Origin of the sequence: Agromyces agglutinans, assembly GCF_009647605.1 — a bacterium.
In the GTDB taxonomy this organism is placed as follows: Bacteria; Actinomycetota; Actinomycetes; order Actinomycetales; family Microbacteriaceae; genus Agromyces; species Agromyces agglutinans.
The window spans coordinates 41,427-63,261 of record NZ_WJIF01000005.1 but is presented as its reverse complement, the minus strand read 5'-3'; the positions used below and the strand labels follow the sequence as shown (position 1 = coordinate 63,261).

Sequence of the window (21,835 nt, the reverse complement as noted above, 5' to 3'; positions counted from 1 at the left end):
GTCATCCCATCCGTTCGACGTCGGCGCGGGTGAGCGCGTAGCGCAGGGGGACTCCGCCGACGAATCGGCGGATCTCCTCGACGACGATCCGGCCCGCGCGTCGCCGGGACTCGACGGTCGCTCCGCCGAGGTGAGGCGTGACGAGCACGTTCGGCAGACGGCGCCACCGGTCGTCGAGCGGCTCGGCCTCGAAGACATCGAGGGCCGCGTCGATTCGGCCCGATTCGACCTCGGCGTAGAGGGCGTCCGCGTCGAGCAGCTCGGCGCGGGCGGTGTTGACGACGAGCGCGCCGTCCCGCAGCTTCGCGAGCTCGGTCGCGCCGAGCATGCCGCGCGTCTCCTCCGTGGCGGGAGCGTGCAGGGCGAGCACCTCGCTGTCGCGCAGCAGGCCATCGAGGTCACGCTGCACGGCGCGCAGGGGGTCGCCCTCTGGAATGTAGGGGTCGAAGACCATGACCTCGGCGCCGAGCGCGGTGACGAGCTCGAGGTAGTCGCGACCGGTGCGGCTCGCCCCGACGACGCCGATCCGGCTGCCGCGGATCTCGCGGGCGCGCGGCGTGAGGCGCGCCTCCCACCAGTCGCCGCCGCTGCGCAGCGCGTGGTCGGTGCGATGCGTGCGGCGCAGCAGGGCCATCGTGAAGGCGAGGGACAGCTCGGCCACGGCGGGGGACATCGCGGCACCCGCCTGCGAGACGGGGATGCCCGTCGCCCAGAAGTCGTCGCTCGTCAGCGCCCTCAGCGAGGAGGCGGCGTGCATGACGAATCGCAGATCGGGTGCGTCGGCGAGCCGGGCTGCGTCGAGCCTCGGGAAACCCCAGGCGGTGATGGCGACCTGCACGCCCGCGAGGGCGGCGCGGAACGCGGCCGGGTCGGCGAGGTCGTCGGGATCGTGCTCGACCACCTCGCCGAGTTCGTCGAGGGCTGCTCGGGTCTCGGCCGGGAACATCGCCTGCAACTCGTGGGCGGGCACGCTCAGCAGGATGCGCAGCTGCTCGGGGGAATCGGATCGCGCGGTCGCGCCGACTCCGTTGTCGTCGGTCATGCGAGCAGCGTAGATCGGAGAAATGTGTTTTGTCAATGACCGAAGTAATAGGATGGCCGCAGAACGAGATGGATGCATCCACTCGCGGCACCGACTCGACAGAATGGGGTTCGACGATGACCCGGCACACGACAGGACGACGGCGATGAAGCTGCGGACGGGAAGCAAGGCGCTGATCCGCGAGATCAACGAGGCGCTCGTGCTCGATGTGGTGCGTGCCCGTGGACCCGTCGCGCGGGCCTTCATCGCTGCGCAGACCGGCCTCAGCCCGGCGACCGTCACGGGCATAACCGGTCGACTTTTGCACGCCGGCGTGCTCGTCGAGACCGACGTGGTGCGCGGAACCGGCGGCCGGCCCGCGCGCCTGCTCGCGCTCGGACGGGAGGCGGTGTTCGCCGTCGGCGTGCGCCTGACCGCGCGCGAGGCGTACGTCGCGCTCACCGACCTCGCCGGCGAGATCGTCGCCGACCATCGCGAGCAGCTCGCCTCGACCGCGCTCGCCGACGCCGTGGACGCCGTCGTCACATCGGTCGACGCGGTCACCCGGCGGCAGGCGAGCGGCGAGGTGGTCGGCATCGGCATCGCGGTGTCGGGTGTGGTCGACCAGGCCGGAGGTCGGGTGCGGCACAGTGGCACACTCGGCTGGGAGAATGTGCCGCTCCGCGCCGAGCTGGCCCGGGCGCTCGACGCACCGGTCGTGCTCGACAGCCACGTCAACGCCTTCGCCTCGGCCGGCCTGCTCTACGACGGTCGCCTCGAGGGGCGCGACCTCATCGTCTTCAGCGTCGGGCAGAGCCTCGGCGCCTCGGTCGTCGTGCAAGGCCGCATCCACCGCGGTTTCGACGCGTCGGCTGGTGGATTCGCGCATTGGCGAGGCGTCGGCGACGCCGATCGGCCCTGCCACTGCGGCGCACAGGGCTGCCTCGAGACGTGGGGCAGCCGCTGGGGCATCGAGCGCGAGCTCGCGAGGCGGGGCATCGAGGCGGGGCTCGACGCCGATCCGGGCGAGGTCGAACCGGTGCTCGACGAGGCCGCGCGCCAGCTCGGCGTGGCCATGGCGAATGCGAGCAAGATGTTCGGACCCGAGGGCGTCATCGTCGCGTTCGCGCCCGAGCTCGACCTCGAGCGGCTCTCGCGCGGGGTCGAGGCGGCGTTCCAGGCGGAGTTCGCGCACGGCAATACGGCCGCCCCCTCGCTCGACCTCGTGATCGGGGCAGAGGCCGAGGTTGCGAAGGGTGCCGCCTACGAGGTTCTCGCGCCGTTCTTCACGGCCGAGGTCGCGCAGTTCGACGATGCGGATGCGGCCGGCGCGCTGGCCTGAGGCGCCCGCTCGGGCAGTCGAGGCCGATCCCGCACGGCGGCCTCGACGGAGTGTCGCGCCATCGTCGCCCTCGCGGCCAGGACCATGTAGAGGCCGTATGCGCTCGTCACGGCTGCCGCGCCGGTACCGGTGACGCCCCACACGACCGCCCACTCGACCTGCGGTTGCGCGGCGAGCGCGAGCCCGACGCCAGCGACGAGCAGCATCACCGCGCCCAGGTGGTAGTCGATCGTGCGCCCGAAGATCGCCGGCATCGGCAGGAAGTGGAGCGCGACGATGAGCACGACGGTCGGGAGGATCCAGACCGGGCGCCCCAGCACGAGGAGCACTGCCGGACGGCGGTCACGAGCAGGTAGGCCGACCACGTGAGCGCGGCGGCGAACAGGAGGCCGCCCGGCAGCGGCCAGGCGACGAGGGTCCAGACGGCGTAGACCGGCGTGAAGACCGCCATCGGGATCAGGCCCGATGCGGTTCCGTTGAGAATGGTGCCGATCCGGGAGGTGTCGTCGCTCGAGGTCTCGTCGTTCATGGGGGTGCCTTCGCACGGGGAGCCCCCAGCCTCGCGGTCGCCGCTCGCCGATCGCAAGGGGCTGGCCCCCGTTGCGCGGGTTCGCTCTTCGGCCCGCTGTTCAGCCGCCCCGCTCAGCCCACGTGCTCCGCCAATGCGACGATGATGCCCGCTGGCCCGCGCAGGTAGCAGAGCCGGTACACGCCCTCGTAGTTCGCGACCGTGCCGAGCAGTTCGGCGCCGTGCGGGCGCAGCCGGTCGAGGGTGTCGTCGAGGTCGTCGACGGCGAACATCACGCGATGCATCCCGATGATGTTGTGCGGCGGGTTCGGCGGCGAGAATTCGGATGCCTCGGGCGACAGGTACCGGCTCAGCTCGAGCCGGCCGTGGCCGTCTGGGGTTCGCAGCATCGCGATCTCGCACCGGATGCCCTCGAGCCCGACGGTCTGGTCGGCCCATGGCCCCTCGATGTCCGCGCGGCCCTCGAGCTCCATGCCGAGTTCGGTGAAGAACGCGATCGCCGCGTCCAGGTCGTCGACGACGATGCCGACGTTGTCCATGCGCTGGATGCTCATGCGGGTGAGACTACGCGCGGCACCGGGCGGTCGCCATGCTTGCGGCCGTGCCCGGCGCGACCCTCGTCAGTCCGACAGCCGCGCGCTGACGACGCGCATCGCGTCGCCGTCGCCGCGCACGACGCAGCGGATGGCGGCGTGATCGGTGCGGCCGGCCTCGTCGACGGATGCCACGGATCCGGAGACCCGGTGGGCGTCGTCGGCCTGCGTGACGCGCATCGTCTGCGCGACCCTGACGTCGGCGTGCCCGCGTGACTCGAGTGTCGACTCGATGGCCGTGCGGCACAGCGATTCCGCGCTCGCCGGCTGGGCGCCTGCCGTGCCGACGCCGACGTTGAGAGCGACGATCGCCGCCATCGCGCCGGCGGCGAGCGCGAGGGCCGCCGCGACGCGTGCCGGCATCGGCATGCGCGCGAGGCGGCCCGCCGGCGCGCCGGGCGCTTCGGACACTCGTTCGCCGGGTGCGCGTTGCTCGGGTGGGCGTTCGTCTGTTGCAGCGGTCATGGCTGCACGGTAGGTCGCGCCGTTCGCCGCGGCATCCGTGCAGCCCACGGAGATGCCCTCGGGGCGTGCCCGGGGCTGGTCGCGCCCCGCACCTCACCGCACTCCCTCACTGCAGCCCGTGACGCTCCGCCCACCGCGCGATCTCGTCGGCGATCGCCTGGGGCCGATCCTCCTGCGCGTGGTGGCCGGCGAGGCCGCCGTCGACGACCTCGAGCGCGGCGATCGAGGCCGCGCACCACGCCGCCATCGCGTCGTCGATGAGCAGGGTCGGGGAACCCGAGAAGGTCAGCAGCAGCTTCGGCACCGAGTCGCTCGTGGCGAGCCATCGATCGTACGCCTCGATGCGTTCGACGAGTTCGCGCGGTTCGCCGCCGAGCGGCAGTTGCCGAGCCCACGCGAGGACCGGTCGGCGGCTCTCCGGAGTGGGGAACGGCGCGAGGTAGGCGTCGAGCTCGGCGCCTTCGACGGGGGTCAGCACCCCGCCGGTGAACGCCTGGCGGATGAAGGCGTCGGTCGCGAGCACGCGTTCCTCGCCGAGGCCGGGCGTCCGCACCGCTTCGGAGCGCGCCCGCGCCTGCGGCGCCAGGTCGCCCCACTGCATCGGCTTCACGATGCTCTCGAAGAACGCGACGCCGAGCACGCGATCCGGATGCCTCGCCGCCCAGTCAAACGCGAGCGCGCCGCCCCAGTCGTGGCCGACGAGCACGACTCGCTCGATGCCGACGGCGTCGAACCAGGCATCGAGGTAGCGTGCGTGGTCGGCGAAGGCGTAGGCGAGGTCGGGCTTGCCCGAGCGACCCATGCCGATGAGGTCGGGCGCGAGCAGGTGGCCGTCGCCGAACCGATCGAGCACGTGGCGCCACTGGTGCGAGGAGCCCGGGTTGCCGTGGAGGAACACGAACGTCGTGCCGTCGCGGCGGCGGCCGCGCTCGTCGAAGTGCATCGTCGAGTCAAGTACGGGTATCGCGGGCATGTTCGTCGCTTTCGCTCGACGGAGGCATCCGAAGAGCATCCGGGGGGATGCAGCCCGGGAAGCGGCATCCGGGTAGGCCTCCAAAAGATTGGCCGCGCCAACGATACGTTGAAAACGTTGGCCGCGTCAATGAATCGGTAGGATGCCTCGCATGGTCGATGAACTCGCCGCCCGCTTCGCGCAGCGGCCCACCTGGCGACTCTCGACGCTCGCGCACCGGTCGCATCAACTGCTCGCGGCGGCGTTCGCCGAGCGCGGCCGGCGCGGGCACGACTTCCGCGTACTCGCCGCGCTCGACGAGTTCGGCGAGCTGCACCAGGCGGCGATCGGCCGGCATGCCGGCCTCGACCCGAGCGACGTGACGCAGACCGTCCGCGACCTCGAGGCGGCCGGCGACCTCACGCGACGGCCGAGCAGCGACGACCGGCGCCGCATGGTGATCGCGATCACTCCCGCCGGCCGGCGCACCCTCGAAGAATTGGATGCCGCGATCGACGAGGCCGAGGCGGCGCTGTTCGCGCCGTTGAGCGAGCCGCAACGCGGGCGGCTCCGCACCACCCTCGCGGCATTGACCGACGCTCGCGACCTACCCTGACGACCCTGGCGACGCTGACGACCCTGGCGACGCTGACTACCTTGACGACCCTGGCGACGCTGACTACCCTGACGACGCCGCTGACGACGTCCGCCGCCGACCACGCCCCGGCAGCAGGAGCGCCGCGGCGAGCCCCGCCGCCGCGAACACCGCGGCGGCCGCGAACGCCGCCCGCAGCCCGTCGGTGAGCGTCTCGGGCGACGGCGGTGCCGGGGAGCCGCCGGCGTCGATGACCGCGACGGCCACGGCGGAGACGACCGCGATGCCGAGTGCTCCGCCGAGGTGGAACGACGTGTCGACGAGACCTGCGGCGAGCCCCGATTCGGCGTCGGGCACGCCGTGCAGCGCGGCGATCTGCGCGGTCACGAACGCGGCGCCCATGCCGGGCCCGAAGATCACGAGCGGCCAGAACAGGTCGCCGAAGAAGGTGCCGCCGGTCGAGACCGACGTGAGCAGCACCGTGCCCGCCACGATGAGCAGCGCGGCCGCCACGGCGACCGGACGCATCCCGAATCGGGTGACGGCCGCCTGCCCGGCGAACGCCCCGACGACCGACATGCCCGTCATCACGGCGCTCATGAGCCCGAACTGGAGGGCGGTGAACCCGAGCACCTGCTGCGCGTACAGGGTCAGCGGGAACAGCATGCCGTCGACGGCGAGGCCGATCGCGAGGATGAGGAGGTTGCCGGCTGTCAGCGTGCGCAGCCGGAAGATGCGGAGCGGCACCAGCGGTGCCGCCGAACGCGACTCGATCGCCACGAACAGCACGAAGAGTGCGACGGCACCCGCGAGTTGGATGAGCGTGGTCGCGCCCGTCCAGCCCGCATCGGGTGCGTTCACGACCGCCGAGATCAGGAGCACGAGGGCCGTGGTGATGGTCACCGCACCGGCGACGTCGAACCGTCGCGGGGCGCCGTGCTCGCGGCTCTCGCCGACCAGCGGTGGCACGAGCACGAGGACGGCGATGCCCACCGGAACGTTGATGAGGAAGATCCACTCCCAGCCGAGGCTCGCGGTGATCACGCCGCCGAGCAGCAGGCCGGCGGTCGCGCCGACTCCGCCGAGCGCGCCCCACAGTCCGAGCGCCCGGTTGCGCTCGGCCGGGTCGCGGAAGACACCGATCACGATCGCCAGGGCGCTCGGCGCCATGATCGCGGCCGACACGCCCTGTGCCAGCCGGGCGATCACCAGCACGGCAGCGGTGTCCGCGAGTCCGCACACGGATGACGCGATGACGAAGACGACCGTGCCGACGAGGAAGACCCTCCGGCGGCCGAGCACGTCGGCCACGCGCCCGAAGAAGAGCAGCAGGCTGCCGAACGCGACGGCGTAGCCCGTGATCACCCACTGGACGCCCGTCACCGAGAGGTCGAGGCTCGACTGGATCGACGGGATCGCAGTGAGCACGATCGTCGAATCCAGGATGACCATGAAGAACGCCGCACCGAGCACGGCCAGCGCCTTCCATCGCCGTGGATCGGGCGACGCCGCCGCGTCGTGCGATCGGTCATCGGATGCGACTCGCTCGTCGGACATGACGCTCCTCACCGCCGCGTCGACCCCGTGCGGATCGTGCGGCCTCACCAGTTCGACGAACGGGATCGCGGCGATCGACACGTGCCGGCAGAGGCGCGATGGCGGTCGCGCGGCGGGGTGCCCACCGGCACATGACGGATGCCTCGCCGACGGGTCGCGGCGAGGCATCCGTGTGCTGCGATCAGATGTTGCAGCCGGCCGAACGCGCGGTGGTGTGCGCTGCGCCCGGCGTGCCGGATTCACCGAGCTGCTGTCGATGAAGCTCGCGCAGGGTGAGCCGACTTCCGCATGAAGACGAGGTCGACCCCGTCGTGCAGCGGTTCGCGGCGGGCGACGGCGTACCCCTCGCGTTCGTAGAGCCGGATGTTCGCCTCGCTCAGATGGCCGGTGAACAGTTCGAATTCGGATGCCCCGCTCGCGCGCTCGGCCGCGCGCAACAGCCTGGTGCCGATGCCGCGCCCCTGCAGGTCGGGTGCGACGGTCAGCCGCCCGACGTGGGCGATGTCGTCGGCGACCGTCCAGCGCACCGCGCCGATGAGTCGTTCTCCCTGCCAGAGTCCGAGCCCCGGCCCTTCCAGTTCGCGTGCGAGCTCGTCGAGGGGCTGCGTCAGCGCCGGCAGGAACGGGTCTCGGTAGACCTGCGCTTCCGTCGCGTACGCCGCGCGCTGCAGCGTCAGTACCTCGCCCGCCATCGCCGGACCGAGTGGCCGTTCGATCACGGCCTCGACGGTGTTGCTCGAATCCATCGTCTCCTGTTCCCCGTTCACTTCGATCCGCTGCTGCTGCTGCGGCCTGCCCTGCGAGCTACTGCATCGGCGAGACATCCACCTCGACATGGCCCACCGTGAACGGCAACTCGAACGGCTCGACGCCGTTCCAGGAGTCGATGGGGATCGCGAAGAACGAGAGCATCGTGAGTGCCGTCCACGCCACCGTGACCGCCACGATGACGATGATCGCGCGGTCGAGCGTCTTGAGCGCTGCGGACTGCGAGTCGGAGGCTCGCAACACGCGCGTGATCGCGAGGATGACGATGAAGGCGATCGCGACGTACACGATCGAGCTCGGCCGCAGGGTGAGGTTCACGCACATCGACGCGGCCTCCGTCGGATCGCCGTTCGCGTCGATGAAGCCGCCGTCACCGGTGACGCCTCCGGGGCAGCCGCCCTTGCTCGCCGTGCTGATGCCCTGGTAGACGAACGCCGTGCCGATCGCCCAGAGGAGCATCGTTCGAATCCGGCGGATGAGGGCTGCGCCCGGAAGCGTCGAGAGCGAAGCAGCGGGCGGGCGGGCGAGCGTATCCGGCATGGGTGTCTCCGTCTCAGGGTTGTTGGCATCGTGGCAGCAGGCTCGGGGTCGGGGCAAGAGCTGATCGGGGACCATCAGCCTGAGCGGGTCGACCGCGCGGGCACCCCGGCAGGCGGCCGCCACCCCCGGTCGAGGTCGCTCTGGCGCGCGAGCGCGTGGCATCCGTAGTCTGGGCGGCAGCGATGCGGGCGACGCCGCCCGTGCGTCGCCGGGGCGGGGGAGCGGCCATGCTGGACTGGTTCTACAACACGAGCATCCTGATCACGCTGCCGCTGTTCGTCGGCGGATTCGTCGCGCTCTCCTGCCTGGTCGTGATCGGCGTGCGCCCGGTCGTGCGCCGGTTCGTCACCGAGACGAAGGAGTGGGATCGCGCGCTCGGCCATGTCATCGGCACGTTCGGGGTGTTCTTCGGCATCCTGCTCGCGCTCGTCGCCGTGGCCGTCTACGAGAACTTCGCCGACACCCGGCAGGCCACGATCGAGGAGGCCGGCGATGTCGGTGCGCTCTATCGGGCGACCGGGGGGCTGCCCGATGATCTGGATGGCTCGATGCAGGAGGTTCTCGACGCGTACCTGCACACCGTCATCGAGGTGGACTTCCCCGACCAGGCGCGAGGCGAGCTCCCGAGCGCGAGCGACACGCAGATCGACGAGTTCGAGGCACTGCTGCACTCGGTCGAAGCCGACACCCGGGGCGACCAGGCCGAGTTCCAGCAGGCGCTGGCCACCTTCGACGACGTCATCGAGTCGCGGCGCGCGCGGATCGACGCGACCGCGCTCGCCCTGCCCGCGTTGTTCTGGCTCGTCATCTGGGTCGGTGCCGCCGTGAACGCGGTGCTGATCGCATTCATCCACTTCACGAACCCGCGCCTGCACCTGCTCATGGCGGGCCTGCTCGCGCTCTTCGTGGGCCTGGTCATCTTCGTCACGGCCGACATGGACCATCCGTACGCCGGCGCGATCTCCGTCGGCCCGGGTGCGTACGAGCGGGTGCTCGAGCAGATCGTCGACGCGCGCGAGTGAGGCGGCGGGTCCGGGCCCTTCGCCGGGAGTCATCACGCAGCACGAACGGGCCCTCATGCCGCCCGCGCCTCGCGCAGCGCGAAGCGCGCCCGCCCGCCGAGCCGTGGAACCTGCGCCGGGTCGACGTGCGGCGGCGGAATGAACCACACCTCGCTCGGGCTCGCGTGGATGCTCCACCCCTCGCGATGCACCGTGTGGTGGCAGAAGCCGCAGAGCAGCACCCCGTTCGAGAGGTCGGTCGGGCCGGTATCTCGTTCCCACCAGCTGATGTGGTGGGCTTCGACGTAGCCGATGTTCTGGCCGCATGCGGCGCAGCCGCCGTCGCGCTCGCCGAGGGCGAGTCGTTGCGCCTTCGTGAACAGCCGGGCAGCCCGTCCGAGGTCGAGCGGGATGCTGTCGCCGCCGAACACCGCCGGGATGATCTCGGCGTCGGCGGCCATACGTCGCGCCGTGGCCGCCGAGATGGGCTCGTCGAGGCCGTCGATGCGCGCGGGCCCCAGCCCGGTGACGAGCGTGTCGAGGTCGACGCGAACGATGACCGTGGTCTTCGCGAGCGGCGTGAGCGTTTCGGCGCAGCCCAGTGTGTGGCGAGCGAGCGCGGCGAGCGCGTCGGCCTGGATCTGCGGGATCGACCGCCGGTCGTCGGCGATGGCAGCGAGAGCGTCCGCACCGAGACCGCTCGCACCGAGACCGCCCGCACCGAGACCGCTCGCACCGAGACCACCTGCGGCGGGACCACCTGCGGCGGAGTCGCCCGCGCCTGGCTCGCGTCGGCGCAGTGCATCGCTCACGAGCGCCTCGATGGCCGACTTCACCGGGGCGGCGCTCTCGGGGTCGAGTCGCGCGTGCAGGTGCACCATGCCACGGCCGTCTTCGCGCATCGTCAGCGAACGCTCCATGCGGAGCAGGTCTTCGCGCGGCTCGACGCCGTCAGGGTCGAGGCGTGCCTCCGCCTCGCGGATCCCGCGCATGAGCGTCTCGAGCGGAACCCGCCCGGCGAGGTCGACGAGCGCCGCCTCGACGACGTCGACGTGGCCCACCTCGGCTCGCGCCGACGCCCGCTCGAGCATCGATACGATCGCTGATGCCGCCTCGAGACCGATAGTCGCCGCCTCGACGGCTGCCGCGACATGCGGATGCCGCGAAGGCAGGCGCTCGCCGCTGAACGTCTGACGCTGCGCCGTCGCGGTGCCGACCGCGATCAGTCGCGACGCGTCGGCACGGGATGCCCCGGTGGACGCGGCCAGCAGCCGCGTCGGGTTGTGGAAGCCCTGCGCCTTCGCGAACCCGAGGTCGCCGAACTCGGGCCCGGATCGCTTCGCCACCTCGGCCGCGACCCTCGCGAGCATCGCATCGGCATCGCGCCGGACCCTCGCGAGCGCGTCGACGACCCGCATCAGGCCGGGATCGCTCATCTGCTCGACCTCGACCTGCGCCGACCCCGCCGTGGCGCCCCACGCCGGCATCGCGCCCACCCACTGCTCGCCGAGCACCGCGACATCGCGCTCGAGCGCGGCGAGGCCCGCGAGCGATGCACGCGGGGTTGGGGTCGGGAGCTGTTCCATGCTTCGATCCTGCACCCACCCACCGACATTCGTCGCGGTCACGAAACCACGATTGATCAGGGATTTGCCTGTGGATGAATCTGCCAGGAGCACCCCTGTGGAGGAGTAGTCGATGGGCCGTGGCATCCGTCGCTCTCGCGTCGCTATCGTGAAGGAATGCCCGTGCCCGTGCCCGACAGCGACGCGATGACCTTCGAAGCGTGGAACGACTTCGCCCACACCTTCGACGGCTACGCCTGGGTCGGCAGGTCGACGGGCGAGCGCACGCCGGAGTCCCTGTTCCGCCACATCGTCGTGCCGGTGCGTGCCGCGTGGGAGCGTCGCGGTCTCGACGAGGTCTCGGTCGAGGACATCCGGGCGACGCTCTTCTTCCAGGCCCGGGCCGCGCGCATGGCAGGCGGCTACGGGATCGGGTCGCCCGACGAGGAGGCGTTCCAACGCGCGCTCGTCGCCGAACTCGGCCGGCGGGGGCCGACGGTCGGTTGACCGCGCGGCGGCGGGCACTCAGCGGCGAGCGCCGGCGTCGCGCCTTACTCGACCCCCCGGCGATCCGACCGGGGTCCACCGGCCTCAGATCACCGCAGCTCGCTCCGCCGCTCCGCGAGGAACGCGCGCACGTCGGGGTCCCGCGCCAGTTCGATCGCGTGGGCGTACGCGGCATCCGAGTCGACCTCGTCGCCAGCGCGGCGCAGCAGGTCGGCCCGCGTCGCCCACCACGGCTGGAATCCCTCGCCGCCGGCCGGAAGCGCCGCGAGACCGGCGGCCGGGCCATCCGTTCGACCGATGACGGCGGCGGCCGCGACTCGCGCGCCGAGGCTCGGTGCGACCGCGAGCAGCGCCGAGTAGAGCGTGCGGAGCGCGGCCCAGTCGACGGTGCCGGTGCGGCGCCGGTCGAGGTGCACGGCCTGGATGGCCGCTTCGAGCTCGAACCGCCCCGGCGCAGCCCCGCCCCGCAACGCGGCCGCTCGCCGCAGATAGGCCTCGCCCTCGTCGATGAGCGGCGCATCCCACGAGGCCGGCGACTGCTCCTCGAGCGGCACGTACGGCCCCGACCGCGGCGGCGCGAGCGACAGCGTCACGAGGGCGGCGAGCGCCCACGCCTCGGGTTCGCGCTCGAGGAGGCCGGCGAGGGTCACCGCGAGGTGGCGCGCCTCGCCCGCGAGCGAGTCGGCGTCGTCGCGCCACGTGATCGCCGCGCAGCCGTAGACCGCCTCCAGCACGGCCGGAAGCCGCTCGGGCAGGTCACGGCGGTCGGGCACGACGAACGGGATGCGCGCGCGGGCGATGCGTCGCTTCGCCCGGGTCAGCCGCTGCGCCATGGTCGCGGTCGGCACCGCGTACGCGGCGGCGATGTGCGCGGCGTCGAATCCGAGCACCGCCTGCAGCATCAGCGGCGTGCGCGCCGCCTCGTCGATCGCCGGGTGCGCGCACGTGAAGCACAGCTCGAGCCGCCGGTCGGGGATGCGCAGCGGGTCGACCGCGTCGAAGGCGTCGAACGGTTCGGCGAAATCCGTCGTCGCCAGGTCGAGCGGCGCGCTCGCGCGCGCCGCCGCCGACTTCCACACGTCGCGCTGCCGATTGCGGGCCACGGTGATCAGCCAGCCTTCCGGGTTGTCCGGGATGCCACTCGCCGGCCACCGTTCGAGCGCCGTGGTGAAGGCGTCGGCGAGGGCGTCCTCGGCGAGGGCGAGGTCGCCGGTGTTCGCGGCGAGCACGGCGACGAGCCGTCCATACGAATCGCGGGCGGCATGTGCCGCGGCCGAGTACGCGATCGCACGGTCGGGCGAGACGATGGGCGGGCCGGCGGGCGCGCCCGTCGGCAGACCCGCGGGCGAGCCCCCGCCGTCGCGTCCTCCCGACCCCGCGGGAGGGCTCGAGCCACCGCCCGAACCCGACCCCGCGGCATCCATCACCGGTTGGGCACCCACGACCCGTCGACCGTGTGCACGGCGCCCGGGCGAACCTCGACCACCCCGCCCCAATCGAGCGCGGGCGCCTGCGAGGCCCACTCGAGCGCGGCGTCGAGGTCGGGCACGTCGATGACGATGGTGCCGCCCAGTTGCACCTTCGCGTCGACGAACGGGCCGTCCTGCACCTGGAGTCGATCGGCGTCTCGGCGGAGGGTCGTCGTCGTCTCGCTCGGCTGGAGCACCTCGGCGCTCAGCAGCACTCCGGCGTCGTGCAGGGTCGCCGCGAAGGCGGCCATGCGGCGCATCCCCTCGGCGAGCGCCTCCTCGCCGAGCGACTCGGGCGACTCCTCGGAGTAGTGCAGCAGCAGCGTGTATCGCATGATCGACCTCCGCTCACCGCACAGCGTACTGGGCGATGATCACGCCCGTCGTGGTCGGCATCGCCTGCTGCGAGCCGTGGGCGAAGCCGCCCCTGGTGTCTTCGTCTGGTCGTCCGGGCGCCTGCATGACGCCGTCGAGCGTGACGCTCTCGAACGCGGTGATGGTGGTCATCGTTCGCTCCGTTCCGAGGCCACCCGATGCGGCCCCTCAGGTGATGAACGATCGAGGGGGGCCGCGATCGACACGTGCGCGGGGGCCTGGCCTGGCGCGTGCCTGCTACCGTCGATCCACCGCACGGGCGCCTGGCTCGGCGTCGAGAGGAAGCGCCGTGACGGACCAACACCTCGAGTCGAGCGAGGCATCCGAGCAGCACGACGACAGCACTCCGCCGCCGAAGAGCGGAAGAGCCGCCGCCGTGTGGGTCTCGCTCGGGGTCGTGGCGTCGCTGCTCGTGGGCTGCGTCGTGTTCCTGGACAACGCGGCCCGATTCGTGTTCCACGACCTGGGCTCCTCGGCGTACCTCGCGGGCATGATCGTGTCGATGTGCTTCGCGGTGGGCGTGCCGCTCGCCGTGATCGTCGGCTGGATCATCCGCCGACGTCACCTGGCCAAGACGGGCCGACGACTTCGCTGGGCTCCGCTCGTGACCGCGGCGGTGTGCCTGCTCCTCGGTTCGCCGTCGATCTTCTCCGTCGCGAGTGTCGTCAGGATCGTCGAGCAGGATGCCGTCATCGCCTTCGAGGAATCGCTGGATGACGCGGCTGTCGAGGCCGACGGCATCGCCCACCTCGAATGGATGACCGAGCGCCTCCAGCTCACCCCGCTCGGCGAACCCGAGGTCAGGCGCGAGTCCTGTATCCGCGCCGGCGGAGTACGGGGCGTGGCACCCGTCGTCACCATTCGCGCAGAGGAGAGGGGAGCCCGCGCTGATCCTCTTCTTTCGAATCTGGCCATGTCGTTCTGGAGGGCCGACGGGTACGACCCGATGGCGGATGCCGAGGGGACCGTGTACCTCACGGGTGTGCCGCTCGAGGACCCGTACACCGAGATCTTGTTCGCCCCCCACGTGCCGACGCGCGGAACGCACGAGCTCACGTACCACGCGGTGTGCATGGCGCTCCCCGAGATGGTGCCACGGGTCTGATGGCCCTCTGAGCGCCCGATCTCAGACCGACGCCCAGCGCTTTCTCGAGGCCCAGACCGCGGGAGCTGACCTCACCGCGGCCCGCGCCGCGCGAACACCCCCGCGAACACCGCGTGCAGCAGCGGCACCGCCGACACCGCGATCAGCACGCCGCCCCAGACCGGTTCATCCACGCGAAGCAGGATGCCTCCGATGAACAGGCCGACGAACAGCACGGCCGACACGATGCGCCGCGCGGTGCGCTCGAGGCGGGTCATCCGCTGCTCGATTCTCGGCGAGTTCGCGACGAGGCGTCCCTCTTCGATGCGGTCGGCGAGCGCGTCGAGGCGCTGCGGCAGTCGCGCGACGGTGGCGCCGATCGACAGCGCCTGCTGCGCGAACGATTGCACGAGGTTGCCGCGCTCGTCGCGCAGGAGGCCGGCGGCGTAGGGCTCGACGGCGTCCCACATGTTGAAGTCGGGGTCGAGCGAGCTGCACAGGCCCGACGTCAGCGACATCGCGCGGATGATGAGCAGGAAGTTCTCGGGCAGCTGGAACGGCAGCGCCCGAATGACCTCGCCGAACTCGAGCGCGAAGCTGCGCAGCTCCCGCTCGTCGACCTGCGCGACCTCGGCGAGACCCATGCCGCCGAAGCGCGCGAACAGCTCGGACATCGCCCGTTCGAGCTCCGCCGTCTCGGCCGAAGGCAGCAGGATGCCCACCCCGCGGATGCTCTCGACCAGGCGCTTGCCGTCGCGCGCGGCGACCGCGAGCATGAGCTGCTGCAGGCCGCGGCGCAGCCCGTCGGGCACCTCGCCCATCATGCCGAAGTCGATGAAGGTGAGCCGCCAGGCGGGGGCAGCGCCCGACGGAGCGGGCGAGCTCGCCGCCGAGGCATCCGTGTCGCTCTTCGAATGCTGCGCGACCGGCGTGACGAAGATGTTGCCGGGGTGCGGATCGGCGTGGAAGTAGCCGTCGCGGAACAGCTGGTCGAACATGACGGCCGCGAACTGCTTCGCGACGGCCTTCGGGTCGATGCCGGCGGCGAGCAGTGCGTCGCGGTCGTTGATCTTGATCGCCGTCACGTCGGCGAGCGTGAGCACGCGGCGGGTCGTGCGCTCCCAGACGACTTCGGGCGCGGCGACGCGGGGGTCGCCGGCGAAGCTCTCGGCGAACCGCTCGGCGTTGCGCGCCTCCTGCAGGTAGTCGATCTCCTGCAGGCTCGTGACGGCGAACTCCTCGACGAGCGAGGGCAGGTCGACGTGGCTCGCGACGAATCGCACGCGGCTGAGCCATCCGGCGACGCGGCGTAGTGCCGCGAGGTCGACGTCGACGATGGTCTCGATGCCGGGTCGCTGCACCTTGACGACCGCCTCGTCGTATCCGACGTCGGCGGCGTCGAGCGGCGAGAGACGGGCGCGATGCGCCTGGCCGAGGGATGCCGCGGCGAGCGGCGTCGGGTCGAACGAGGCGTAGGCGCGCTCGAGCGGCATGCCCAGCTCGGCCTTGGCGAGCCGCCGGATCGCGTCGAACGGCACGGGCGGCACCTCGTCCTGCAGCCCGGCGAGCTCGCGCGTGATCTCGGGCGGCAGCACGTCGAGCCGCGACGACAGGTACTGGCCGACCTTGATCATGAGGCCGCCGAGGTCGACCGCGAGCACGTGGAAGCGCTGCGCGATGCGCGTCAACCGCGCCGCCCGCCCTCGCGCCGCGAGCTTCGCCAGACCGAACCGCGGCAGCACGAGCTCGAACCACCACGTCTGCACCATGTAACGCGCCGCGAAGCGCAGGATGCGGCGGTAGCGGGCGCGCGTGTTCCCTATGTCGGGCGTCTCGCCCCTCCTGCTGTGCGCGCTGCTGCTGCCGTGACGTGGCTCTGCCGCAGCCTCGCCCGAGCTCACCGGGGTCAGTCCTGGGCGAGGATCGAGTAGAGCCGGCGACGCGCCTCGTCGAGCACGTCGACCGCCTGCTTGACCTGCTCGGGCGTGCCCGTGCGCTGCACCTGCGCGGCCGCCTGCGCGAGCTCGATGCCCGCCTTCGGCAGCGCGCCCATCGGGCTGGCTTCACGTGAGCTCGGCGTCTGCCAGGGCGCTTGACGGTCGGTGGATGCCTCGGCCTCGGCCTCGCCCGCTTCGGTGAGCGAGTACGTCTTGCGGCCCTGCGACTCCTCGGCGGCGATGAGCCCCTCGTCGGCGAGCAGCTGGAGCGTGGGGTAGACCGAGCCGGCGCTCGGCTTCCACGCGCCGCCGCTGCGCTCGGCGATCTCGCTGATGATCTGGTACCCGTGCATCGGCTTCTCGGCGAGGAGGGCGAGCACGGCCGCACGCACATCGCCGCGCGCCATGCGGGGGCTGCTGGCCTTCTGCTCGAAGAAGCCGCGGAGCTGGTCCATGGCCTCCCAGAGGTTCGGGCCGCCCGGGCCCATGCCTCGGCCTTGGCCCCAGTTGCTCGAGCCGCTGCCGAAACCGCTGCCCATGAATGATTCGCTCATGATGACCTCCCTGTGACGGGTACTCGCCCAGTGGCGACGATATATCAACGATATATCGTTCGAGGGGTTTGGGTAGTGTGAGCTGGGGCTCCGGCAGGCAGGCGGTTTCGGGCGGGCCAGTGACCGCGGTCGCTCTTGTCGGAATGGGCGGATCCGTCCTCAGTTCGTTCGGTGCCGGTCCTTCAGCCCATCGCCTTCGCCGACACGTGTGGCCTGCGTATCGACGGTTCGAACCGGATCTCTTGTCGCGAGGCCTGAGGTGCGGCCACGGGGGGCAAGTTGTGTGTAGCGGGTGGTCACGGATCCGATGCATCCCCATGGTGGGACGGGTCTCAACGGATGCGAACGTCAGAATCGCGCAATACCGTGACGTGCGATGCGATAGCGTCTGGCCGCTGGCAATAGTTATCGTCGAAGAGCTCAGCTTCACCTGGCGCACGGACGACTGTGTTGTGGGGTCGCATTGACCCCCGGAATCTCGGAGTAACCCCGCTCATGGGCTCCGGCTCTGCTGCGCCGGAGGCCGCTTGGAGAGCTTTGGCAGCCACGATTATCGGGTAGCACAGACGGCTCGCGTCGGCTCGGGCGAGGTGCATGCATCGTTTGTCTTCAGGTTGACTTCGGGCGGTCGTGCCGAGCATGCCACAGCGCCGATCAGCGCTGGCGCAACAGTGGCCACTACCAGTTCGTTGAATCGTCCGCTTGTCCCCGCTCCGCGCCTGAACACTACTGGTCGGCAGGAGCATGGTTAGTACGGGGGGCTACCGCGGGACTGCCACTATGCGGGGACCGATTGTCGCGGCTCTTGCTGTCGTAGAGCTTTTCCGATGGAGGCGTTGGGTCGTCGAAAAGAATGCGGCTAATCCACCCTGCCGGCTCGGTCGGTGGGCCGCATCGATACGCTCAGGCCAGGACGAACTCGGGGCCGTTAGGGAGAAACTCGAAAAGGTGCAGATTCGCCGGGGATATGTCGCCCCGCGCCCAATCGAGGACTCGAGACGCGGCATACTCTGCTGCTTCTTGCCTGCGAGCATCCGTGTAGCGAGCAACCATTGCGATCGCGTGCTCTGCAAATCGGTCTACGTTTCCCTCACCGCGCACGAGGTGCCGCGCAAGTTCGAATCGCGCATCCATGACCTCCCGGTGAGCGCGTCGAACTGCCGCGCTGTCAAACCTCTCGGGGTTACAGATTTCGAAGGCCAACAGCCTTGTGCCGTATTCAGCGGCGGCTCGGAGCCGATCAGTCCTTGAGTCAGTTCGTGCGGCGGCGATATCTCGTATCAATGAGATGGTCGGCGAGATCGCGGCGCCAAGCGAAGTCCCCAAGACGGCGATCAGTGCGACCCAGACCGTCTCGTTCATGTCGGCACTTTATCCGCTGGCCAGAAGGGCGGGCACCGACACTGACCGAAATCAGATACGGGTCGAAAGTGAGCAGTTGCCGAGTGCCTCGATAGAGCGCGTGGCTTGAATGAGGATTTTCCGGCCCTGTGACTCCCATGTTGACGTGTCGCTACCCTCGAACGATGTGGTTGGCAGCCTCATGGGCCATCCAGACAACCGGCCATCACCAGCCAAGAACTGCCGCCGTAATGGCCCCATAACGGGGGTACCGCAAGGGTCAGCACGGCCATGTGGGCCTCGGTATGGTCGTGAGACTACGGTCGGCCCAAGCTACGCACCGTTTCATAGGGGCGGAGTTGGCTTCTGACATCCATGCGCAGGGCGCGATCGTGGCCACGAAGTCCGGGGTGCAACGTGCTCCGGACATCGACGTCAAAGGTCAGACGCCGCGGAACGGGCGCGATTCAGGATCTGGAGGAGGCTTGATGTCAGCCACTACGGGATTCGTTGAGTACCGAGAGGTGCGATCGACGGAGCCGCTCCGACAAGGTGATGTGCTCGAGGCGGTGAACACTGATGCCTCGATTTGGCAGAGAAATCTGTTCGTCGTCACAGCTGATTGTGATCTCGCGAATGAGAAGCACTTCGGTCGGATCACGTGTGTTCCCCTGCTTGCGACCGATGACTACTTGTTGGAGCTTCGTCTTCCGCGGCTGCGTGGGATCCTTCAGAGGAAGTTGGTCGGTGAGCTTCTCGAGATGGCACGATCAAGCGACCTTCCGAATCTCACCGAGGCCAGAGCGCTTGAGTGGGCCGTGAGTTCCGCTGACGGTGAAATTGTCCGTGCGCTTGGCCTCGATGAACCTCTTGTGAGTGCGGCGGAGCGCTTGATTGAAGGATTGCGTGGCCTCTCTGCGGACCAGCGAGGGGTTGAGGAGGCCGTGCACGCGCTCGTCGCTGGGCACCTCGCATGCAGGAAGCCCCCTCCACGAGAGGATGCCCGACAGCGAGTTCTCAATAGCCTGTCGAACTCAATTTCGAACCCCCCAGGCGATGCGATGTTCCTCGGCTCCATCGCACCCTCACACGAGGAAGGGTACTTCGCGTATCTCAGACACCTTGAACAAGTTTGGGAACATCAGATTGCGCTCGGGCCTTCTCATCGGTCGGTAGAGTACCGTCGCATCTCACGGCTGCAAGATCGATATGCGCACGCGCTCGTCCAGAATTTTGCGCTCGTGTTCATGCCCATCGGAATGCCTCCTGAGTATGAGCAGATGAGAGCTTTCCATTCAAGCTTGTTGGGAGACATCGCCTCATGAAGCCGCTCGTCACGACTATTCGTGCACTCCGCGAGCTCGCAACCGGTCTCTCACCTGATGCCATTCCGTCGAGCGAAGTTTTGTTCGAGCACGATGGCGAGAACGCTGTAGTCCTCGTTGCACACGACGATGAGGTGACCACGCCTCGCGTGATCATCATTCGTGGTGGTTTTACACAGGACCAGTTCGTTCCTGATCAACTATCGGCTCGACGCCGTGACGTGATCAGTCGAATGGCCTCGTTTGCCGAGCGTGCGCGAGTTCTGCCGATGTCGCTCCCGCGGGGCTGGCGCCAGTACAAGCACGATAACTTTGTCGCCTTCTTTGCACTGTCCAACGGTGATGCGCAGTCGACACGCTGGATCGCGGAACTCTCTGGCGGGGCGGCTGGTGACGTGATCTTCTGGCGCACAACGACATCGCGGAACCACGAGATGCTGGTGGAATTCGCGTCGTCCGATGAGCGTCGGCTCCCAGCCTTCGAGGACGACTGGCGCGAAGCGATCACCAGCGCAGCACAGTCGTTCGCGGACGCGAGACGGTCGCCTTCAGGGCAAGCTGACATATATCTGCCGGCTCTCCCGCAGGGCGTCGTTCGTAATCGGGGATTCACGGAATGGCTCAGCACCGTGAGCGCGGACCAGCTCGCGTTCATCCAGGCGCCCACCGATCGTTCCATTCGACTCCGTGGGCCCGCCGGCTCCGGGAAAACGTTGGCATTGACTTTGAAGGCGGTTTCCGAATGCATTCGATCAGAAGAACGCGGTAACGACAAACGGGTGTTGATCCTGACGCACAGTTGGGCTCTCGCGTCGCAGATAGATGACTCCATTTCGGCAATGGGAGTCGGACCGTTTCAGCAACTCGAGGTATTGCCCTTGCTCGAAATTGCGCAGCTCGTGCTGCCGCAACAGAATCTTGGCGACGCGCAGTTTGCGCTCATCGGCGAAGATAGCTACAGCAGTAAGCGTGCCCAGCTGGATCAGATTCTCGACGTCATCGACGAGTTCGCGAGCGGTGATTGGGCGACGTATCGTGCGGCGGTTAGTGAGGAGTTGCGCTCGCGGTTTGAGTCTATCGAGCCGAACGATCGCGCTGCACTGGCATGGGATCTGCTGATCGAGTTCGGTTCGGTGATTGGCGCAGCCGCAATCTTCCCCGGCGCTGGCTCTGAAGCACGCTATCTGCAACTCCCCCGGGCGCGATGGATGCTGCCCCTTGAGGATCCAGAAGATAAGCGGCTCGTGTTCAGTCTCTATGAGCGCTTCATGGAGAACCTGGAGGCTCGATCGCTCGTCACGTCAGACCAACTTCTGGCCGACTTTCTCAGCTATCTCGAAACGCATGCATGGAATCGCTCGCGGCGTGTCCTGGGATACGACCTCGTTTTCGTCGACGAGTTTCATTTGTTCAGCCCGCTTGAGCGGCAGGTCCTGCACTATTTGACGCGTGATGTCTCCAAGTACCCGCAGATCTTCATGGCGCTCGATCCGCGGCAATCACCGTCAGCGACATTTATTGGGGCGGCCTCCGACGAGACTTGGTCGGGAGCGCCGTCAATTGGTGATGCTGAGATCGAAGATGTCGCCAACTTCGAACTCACGACCGTGCACAGGTTCACTCCTCAGATCCTCGAATTGGTCAAACACGTCCATCACACGTTTCCTGCGTTTGACTTGGGACATGACTGGGATGTCGATTTCTCTTTGGTCGAGTCCTCCAAGTCGGCCGGGCCGGTTCCAACCCTTGTTCACTCTGTCTCCCAGGAAGGCGCGGCCACCGACATCTACTCGAGCGTTCAGGAACTATACGGAAAGGGTCGGATTGCCCTTGCCGTCGTGGATATGAAGGCTTGGAGCCGGTACAGCGAACTAGCTTCACAAATCGGTACCTCTGGCCGCTTTCATGTCTCGATAATCTCGGGCCGCTCGGACATTGAAGGCCTTGGGTACCGAAGTCGAGGCGTCGTCGTTGGCGCAGCTGAGTACCTTGCTGGCCTCCAATTTGAGAACGTCCTTGTCGTTGGCCTTCCGGACCTTCAATCCGGGCCGTTGCCGCCGAACGAGAAGACCCGGATGCTTTCCTTGCTCTACCTCGCGATAAGCCGCGCCGAAAGGGAAGTGCGCGTGTTTGTTAACGACGAGGATGGCGGGCCTGCGGAGGTCCTTCGTCAAGCGAGTACTGCAGGAATCATGAGTCTCGTGCGGGGAAGTCAAGTATGAGCGAAACGATTGGGTGACGAGCTCGGGTGACGAGCTCAATGGGAGTGCCGCGATCCGTACGGGAATACCCAAATCCTCCTCGCGTTGAACTTG

22 protein-coding genes are annotated in these 21,835 nt (G+C 69.1%); 7 read left to right on the top strand and 15 right to left on the bottom strand.

Annotated features, from left to right (window positions below; all coding sequences use genetic code 11):
- Nucleotide 1: 1 nt before the first annotated feature.
- Entirely contained in the window at nt 2-1,042 is a 1,041-nt protein-coding gene (locus GE115_RS10255; RefSeq protein WP_153684708.1) for a hydroxyacid dehydrogenase, read from the bottom strand.
- Nucleotides 1,043-1,187: 145 nt separating this feature from the next.
- Here GE115_RS10255 and GE115_RS10250 point away from each other — a divergent pair, with 145 nt between their 5' ends.
- Nucleotides 1,188-2,363: an ROK family protein gene (locus tag GE115_RS10250; protein ID WP_153684707.1), complete on the top strand. Its 1,176-nt coding sequence runs from the start codon at nt 1,188-1,190 to the stop codon at nt 2,361-2,363.
- Here the strand turns inward: GE115_RS10250 and GE115_RS10245 are convergent.
- The 4 genes from GE115_RS10245 to GE115_RS10230 form a co-directional block, all read right to left on the bottom strand.
- Nucleotides 2,285-2,692, bottom strand: coding sequence for a hypothetical protein (locus GE115_RS10245; RefSeq protein WP_153684706.1), 408 nt, complete (start codon nt 2,690-2,692; stop codon nt 2,285-2,287). The two genes, GE115_RS10250 and GE115_RS10245, sit on opposite strands and share 79 nt — an antisense overlap.
- Nucleotides 2,693-3,005: 313 nt before the next feature.
- Complete coding sequence (locus tag GE115_RS10240; protein WP_153684705.1) at nt 3,006-3,446, bottom strand: VOC family protein; 441 nt, start codon at nt 3,444-3,446, stop codon at nt 3,006-3,008.
- 66 nt (nt 3,447-3,512) lie between these two features.
- Entirely contained in the window at nt 3,513-3,950 is a 438-nt protein-coding gene (locus tag GE115_RS10235; RefSeq protein ID WP_153684704.1) for a hypothetical protein, read from the bottom strand.
- A gap of 106 nt (nt 3,951-4,056) precedes the next feature.
- Complete coding sequence (locus GE115_RS10230; RefSeq protein WP_153684703.1) at nt 4,057-4,923, bottom strand: haloalkane dehalogenase; 867 nt, start codon at nt 4,921-4,923, stop codon at nt 4,057-4,059.
- A 151-nt stretch (nt 4,924-5,074) separates the two neighbouring features.
- Between GE115_RS10230 and GE115_RS10225 the strand changes: the two genes are divergently transcribed.
- The gene (locus GE115_RS10225; RefSeq protein WP_172979823.1) at nt 5,075-5,518 is read left to right on the top strand and encodes a MarR family winged helix-turn-helix transcriptional regulator; all 444 of its coding nucleotides are present in this window, start codon (nt 5,075-5,077) and stop codon (nt 5,516-5,518) included.
- A 63-nt stretch (nt 5,519-5,581) separates the two neighbouring features.
- Here the strand turns inward: GE115_RS10225 and GE115_RS10220 are convergent, their stop codons facing one another.
- The 3 genes from GE115_RS10220 to GE115_RS10210 form a co-directional block, all read right to left on the bottom strand.
- Nucleotides 5,582-7,054: a DHA2 family efflux MFS transporter permease subunit gene (locus GE115_RS10220; protein ID WP_172979820.1), complete on the bottom strand. Its 1,473-nt coding sequence runs from the start codon at nt 7,052-7,054 to the stop codon at nt 5,582-5,584.
- 239 nt (nt 7,055-7,293) lie between these two features.
- Nucleotides 7,294-7,800: a GNAT family N-acetyltransferase gene (locus tag GE115_RS10215; protein WP_153684700.1), complete on the bottom strand. Its 507-nt coding sequence runs from the start codon at nt 7,798-7,800 to the stop codon at nt 7,294-7,296.
- Nucleotides 7,801-7,858: 58 nt separating this feature from the next.
- Nucleotides 7,859-8,362 carry a hypothetical protein gene (locus tag GE115_RS10210; protein ID WP_153684699.1) on the bottom strand — a complete coding sequence of 168 codons (504 nt, stop codon included), beginning with the start codon at nt 8,360-8,362 and terminating at the stop codon, nt 7,859-7,861.
- A 227-nt stretch (nt 8,363-8,589) separates the two neighbouring features.
- Between GE115_RS10210 and GE115_RS10205 the strand changes: the two genes are divergently transcribed.
- Nucleotides 8,590-9,384: a bestrophin-like domain gene (locus GE115_RS10205; protein ID WP_172979819.1), complete on the top strand. Its 795-nt coding sequence runs from the start codon at nt 8,590-8,592 to the stop codon at nt 9,382-9,384.
- A gap of 53 nt (nt 9,385-9,437) precedes the next feature.
- Here GE115_RS10205 and GE115_RS10200 read toward each other — a convergent pair whose 3' ends face one another.
- A complete protein-coding gene (locus GE115_RS10200) occupies nt 9,438-10,949 on the bottom strand; it encodes an HNH endonuclease signature motif containing protein (RefSeq protein WP_172979817.1) in 1,512 nt (503 codons plus the stop codon).
- Between the two features lie 156 nt (nt 10,950-11,105).
- Here GE115_RS10200 and GE115_RS10195 point away from each other — a divergent pair, with 156 nt between their 5' ends.
- The gene (locus GE115_RS10195) at nt 11,106-11,435 is read left to right on the top strand and encodes a hypothetical protein (RefSeq protein WP_153684696.1); all 330 of its coding nucleotides are present in this window, start codon (nt 11,106-11,108) and stop codon (nt 11,433-11,435) included.
- An 89-nt stretch (nt 11,436-11,524) separates the two neighbouring features.
- Here GE115_RS10195 and GE115_RS10190 read toward each other — a convergent pair whose 3' ends face one another.
- Genes GE115_RS10190 through GE115_RS18835 form a run of 3 tightly spaced genes read right to left on the bottom strand, consistent with a single transcriptional unit; the run spans nt 11,525 to nt 13,411 of the window.
- A complete protein-coding gene (locus GE115_RS10190; protein ID WP_312855066.1) occupies nt 11,525-12,877 on the bottom strand; it encodes an RNA polymerase sigma factor in 1,353 nt (450 codons plus the stop codon).
- Nucleotides 12,859-13,239 (bottom strand): YciI family protein, encoded by a 381-nt coding sequence (locus GE115_RS10185; protein ID WP_153684695.1) that lies wholly within the window; start codon nt 13,237-13,239, stop codon nt 12,859-12,861. Before GE115_RS10185 ends, GE115_RS10190 begins: the two co-directional genes overlap by 19 nt.
- A 13-nt stretch (nt 13,240-13,252) precedes the next feature.
- Nucleotides 13,253-13,411 (bottom strand): hypothetical protein, encoded by a 159-nt coding sequence (locus GE115_RS18835; protein WP_246190699.1) that lies wholly within the window; start codon nt 13,409-13,411, stop codon nt 13,253-13,255.
- 157 nt (nt 13,412-13,568) lie between these two features.
- On the opposite strand from GE115_RS18835, the gene GE115_RS10175 reads away from it, so the two are divergent.
- Nucleotides 13,569-14,384, top strand: a complete 816-nt coding sequence (locus GE115_RS10175; RefSeq protein ID WP_153684694.1) for a hypothetical protein — start codon at nt 13,569-13,571, stop codon at nt 14,382-14,384.
- A 71-nt stretch (nt 14,385-14,455) separates the two neighbouring features.
- On the opposite strand, the gene GE115_RS10170 is transcribed toward GE115_RS10175, so the two are convergent.
- The 3 genes from GE115_RS10170 to GE115_RS10160 all read right to left on the bottom strand — a co-directional run bounded on the left by GE115_RS10170 (nt 14,456) and on the right by GE115_RS10160 (nt 18,216).
- Nucleotides 14,456-16,132, bottom strand: a complete 1,677-nt coding sequence (locus GE115_RS10170; protein WP_153684693.1) for an ABC1 kinase family protein — start codon at nt 16,130-16,132, stop codon at nt 14,456-14,458.
- Nucleotides 16,133-16,269: 137 nt separating this feature from the next.
- On the bottom strand, nt 16,270-16,854 hold the full coding sequence (locus GE115_RS10165) for a PadR family transcriptional regulator (RefSeq protein ID WP_153684692.1): 585 nt from the start codon (nt 16,852-16,854) through the stop codon (nt 16,270-16,272).
- Between the two features lie 903 nt (nt 16,855-17,757).
- The gene (locus tag GE115_RS10160) at nt 17,758-18,216 is read right to left on the bottom strand and encodes a hypothetical protein (RefSeq protein WP_153684691.1); all 459 of its coding nucleotides are present in this window, start codon (nt 18,214-18,216) and stop codon (nt 17,758-17,760) included.
- Between the two features lie 467 nt (nt 18,217-18,683).
- On the opposite strand from GE115_RS10160, the gene GE115_RS10155 reads away from it, so the two are divergent.
- Together GE115_RS10155 and GE115_RS10150 are read left to right on the top strand one after the other, a co-directional pair.
- The gene (locus tag GE115_RS10155) at nt 18,684-19,520 is read left to right on the top strand and encodes a hypothetical protein (protein ID WP_172979814.1); all 837 of its coding nucleotides are present in this window, start codon (nt 18,684-18,686) and stop codon (nt 19,518-19,520) included.
- Nucleotides 19,517-21,742 carry a UvrD-helicase domain-containing protein gene (locus tag GE115_RS10150; protein ID WP_153684689.1) on the top strand — a complete coding sequence of 742 codons (2,226 nt, stop codon included), beginning with the start codon at nt 19,517-19,519 and terminating at the stop codon, nt 21,740-21,742. Before GE115_RS10155 ends, GE115_RS10150 begins: the two co-directional genes overlap by 4 nt.
- Nucleotides 21,743-21,835: the final 93 nt, after the last annotated feature.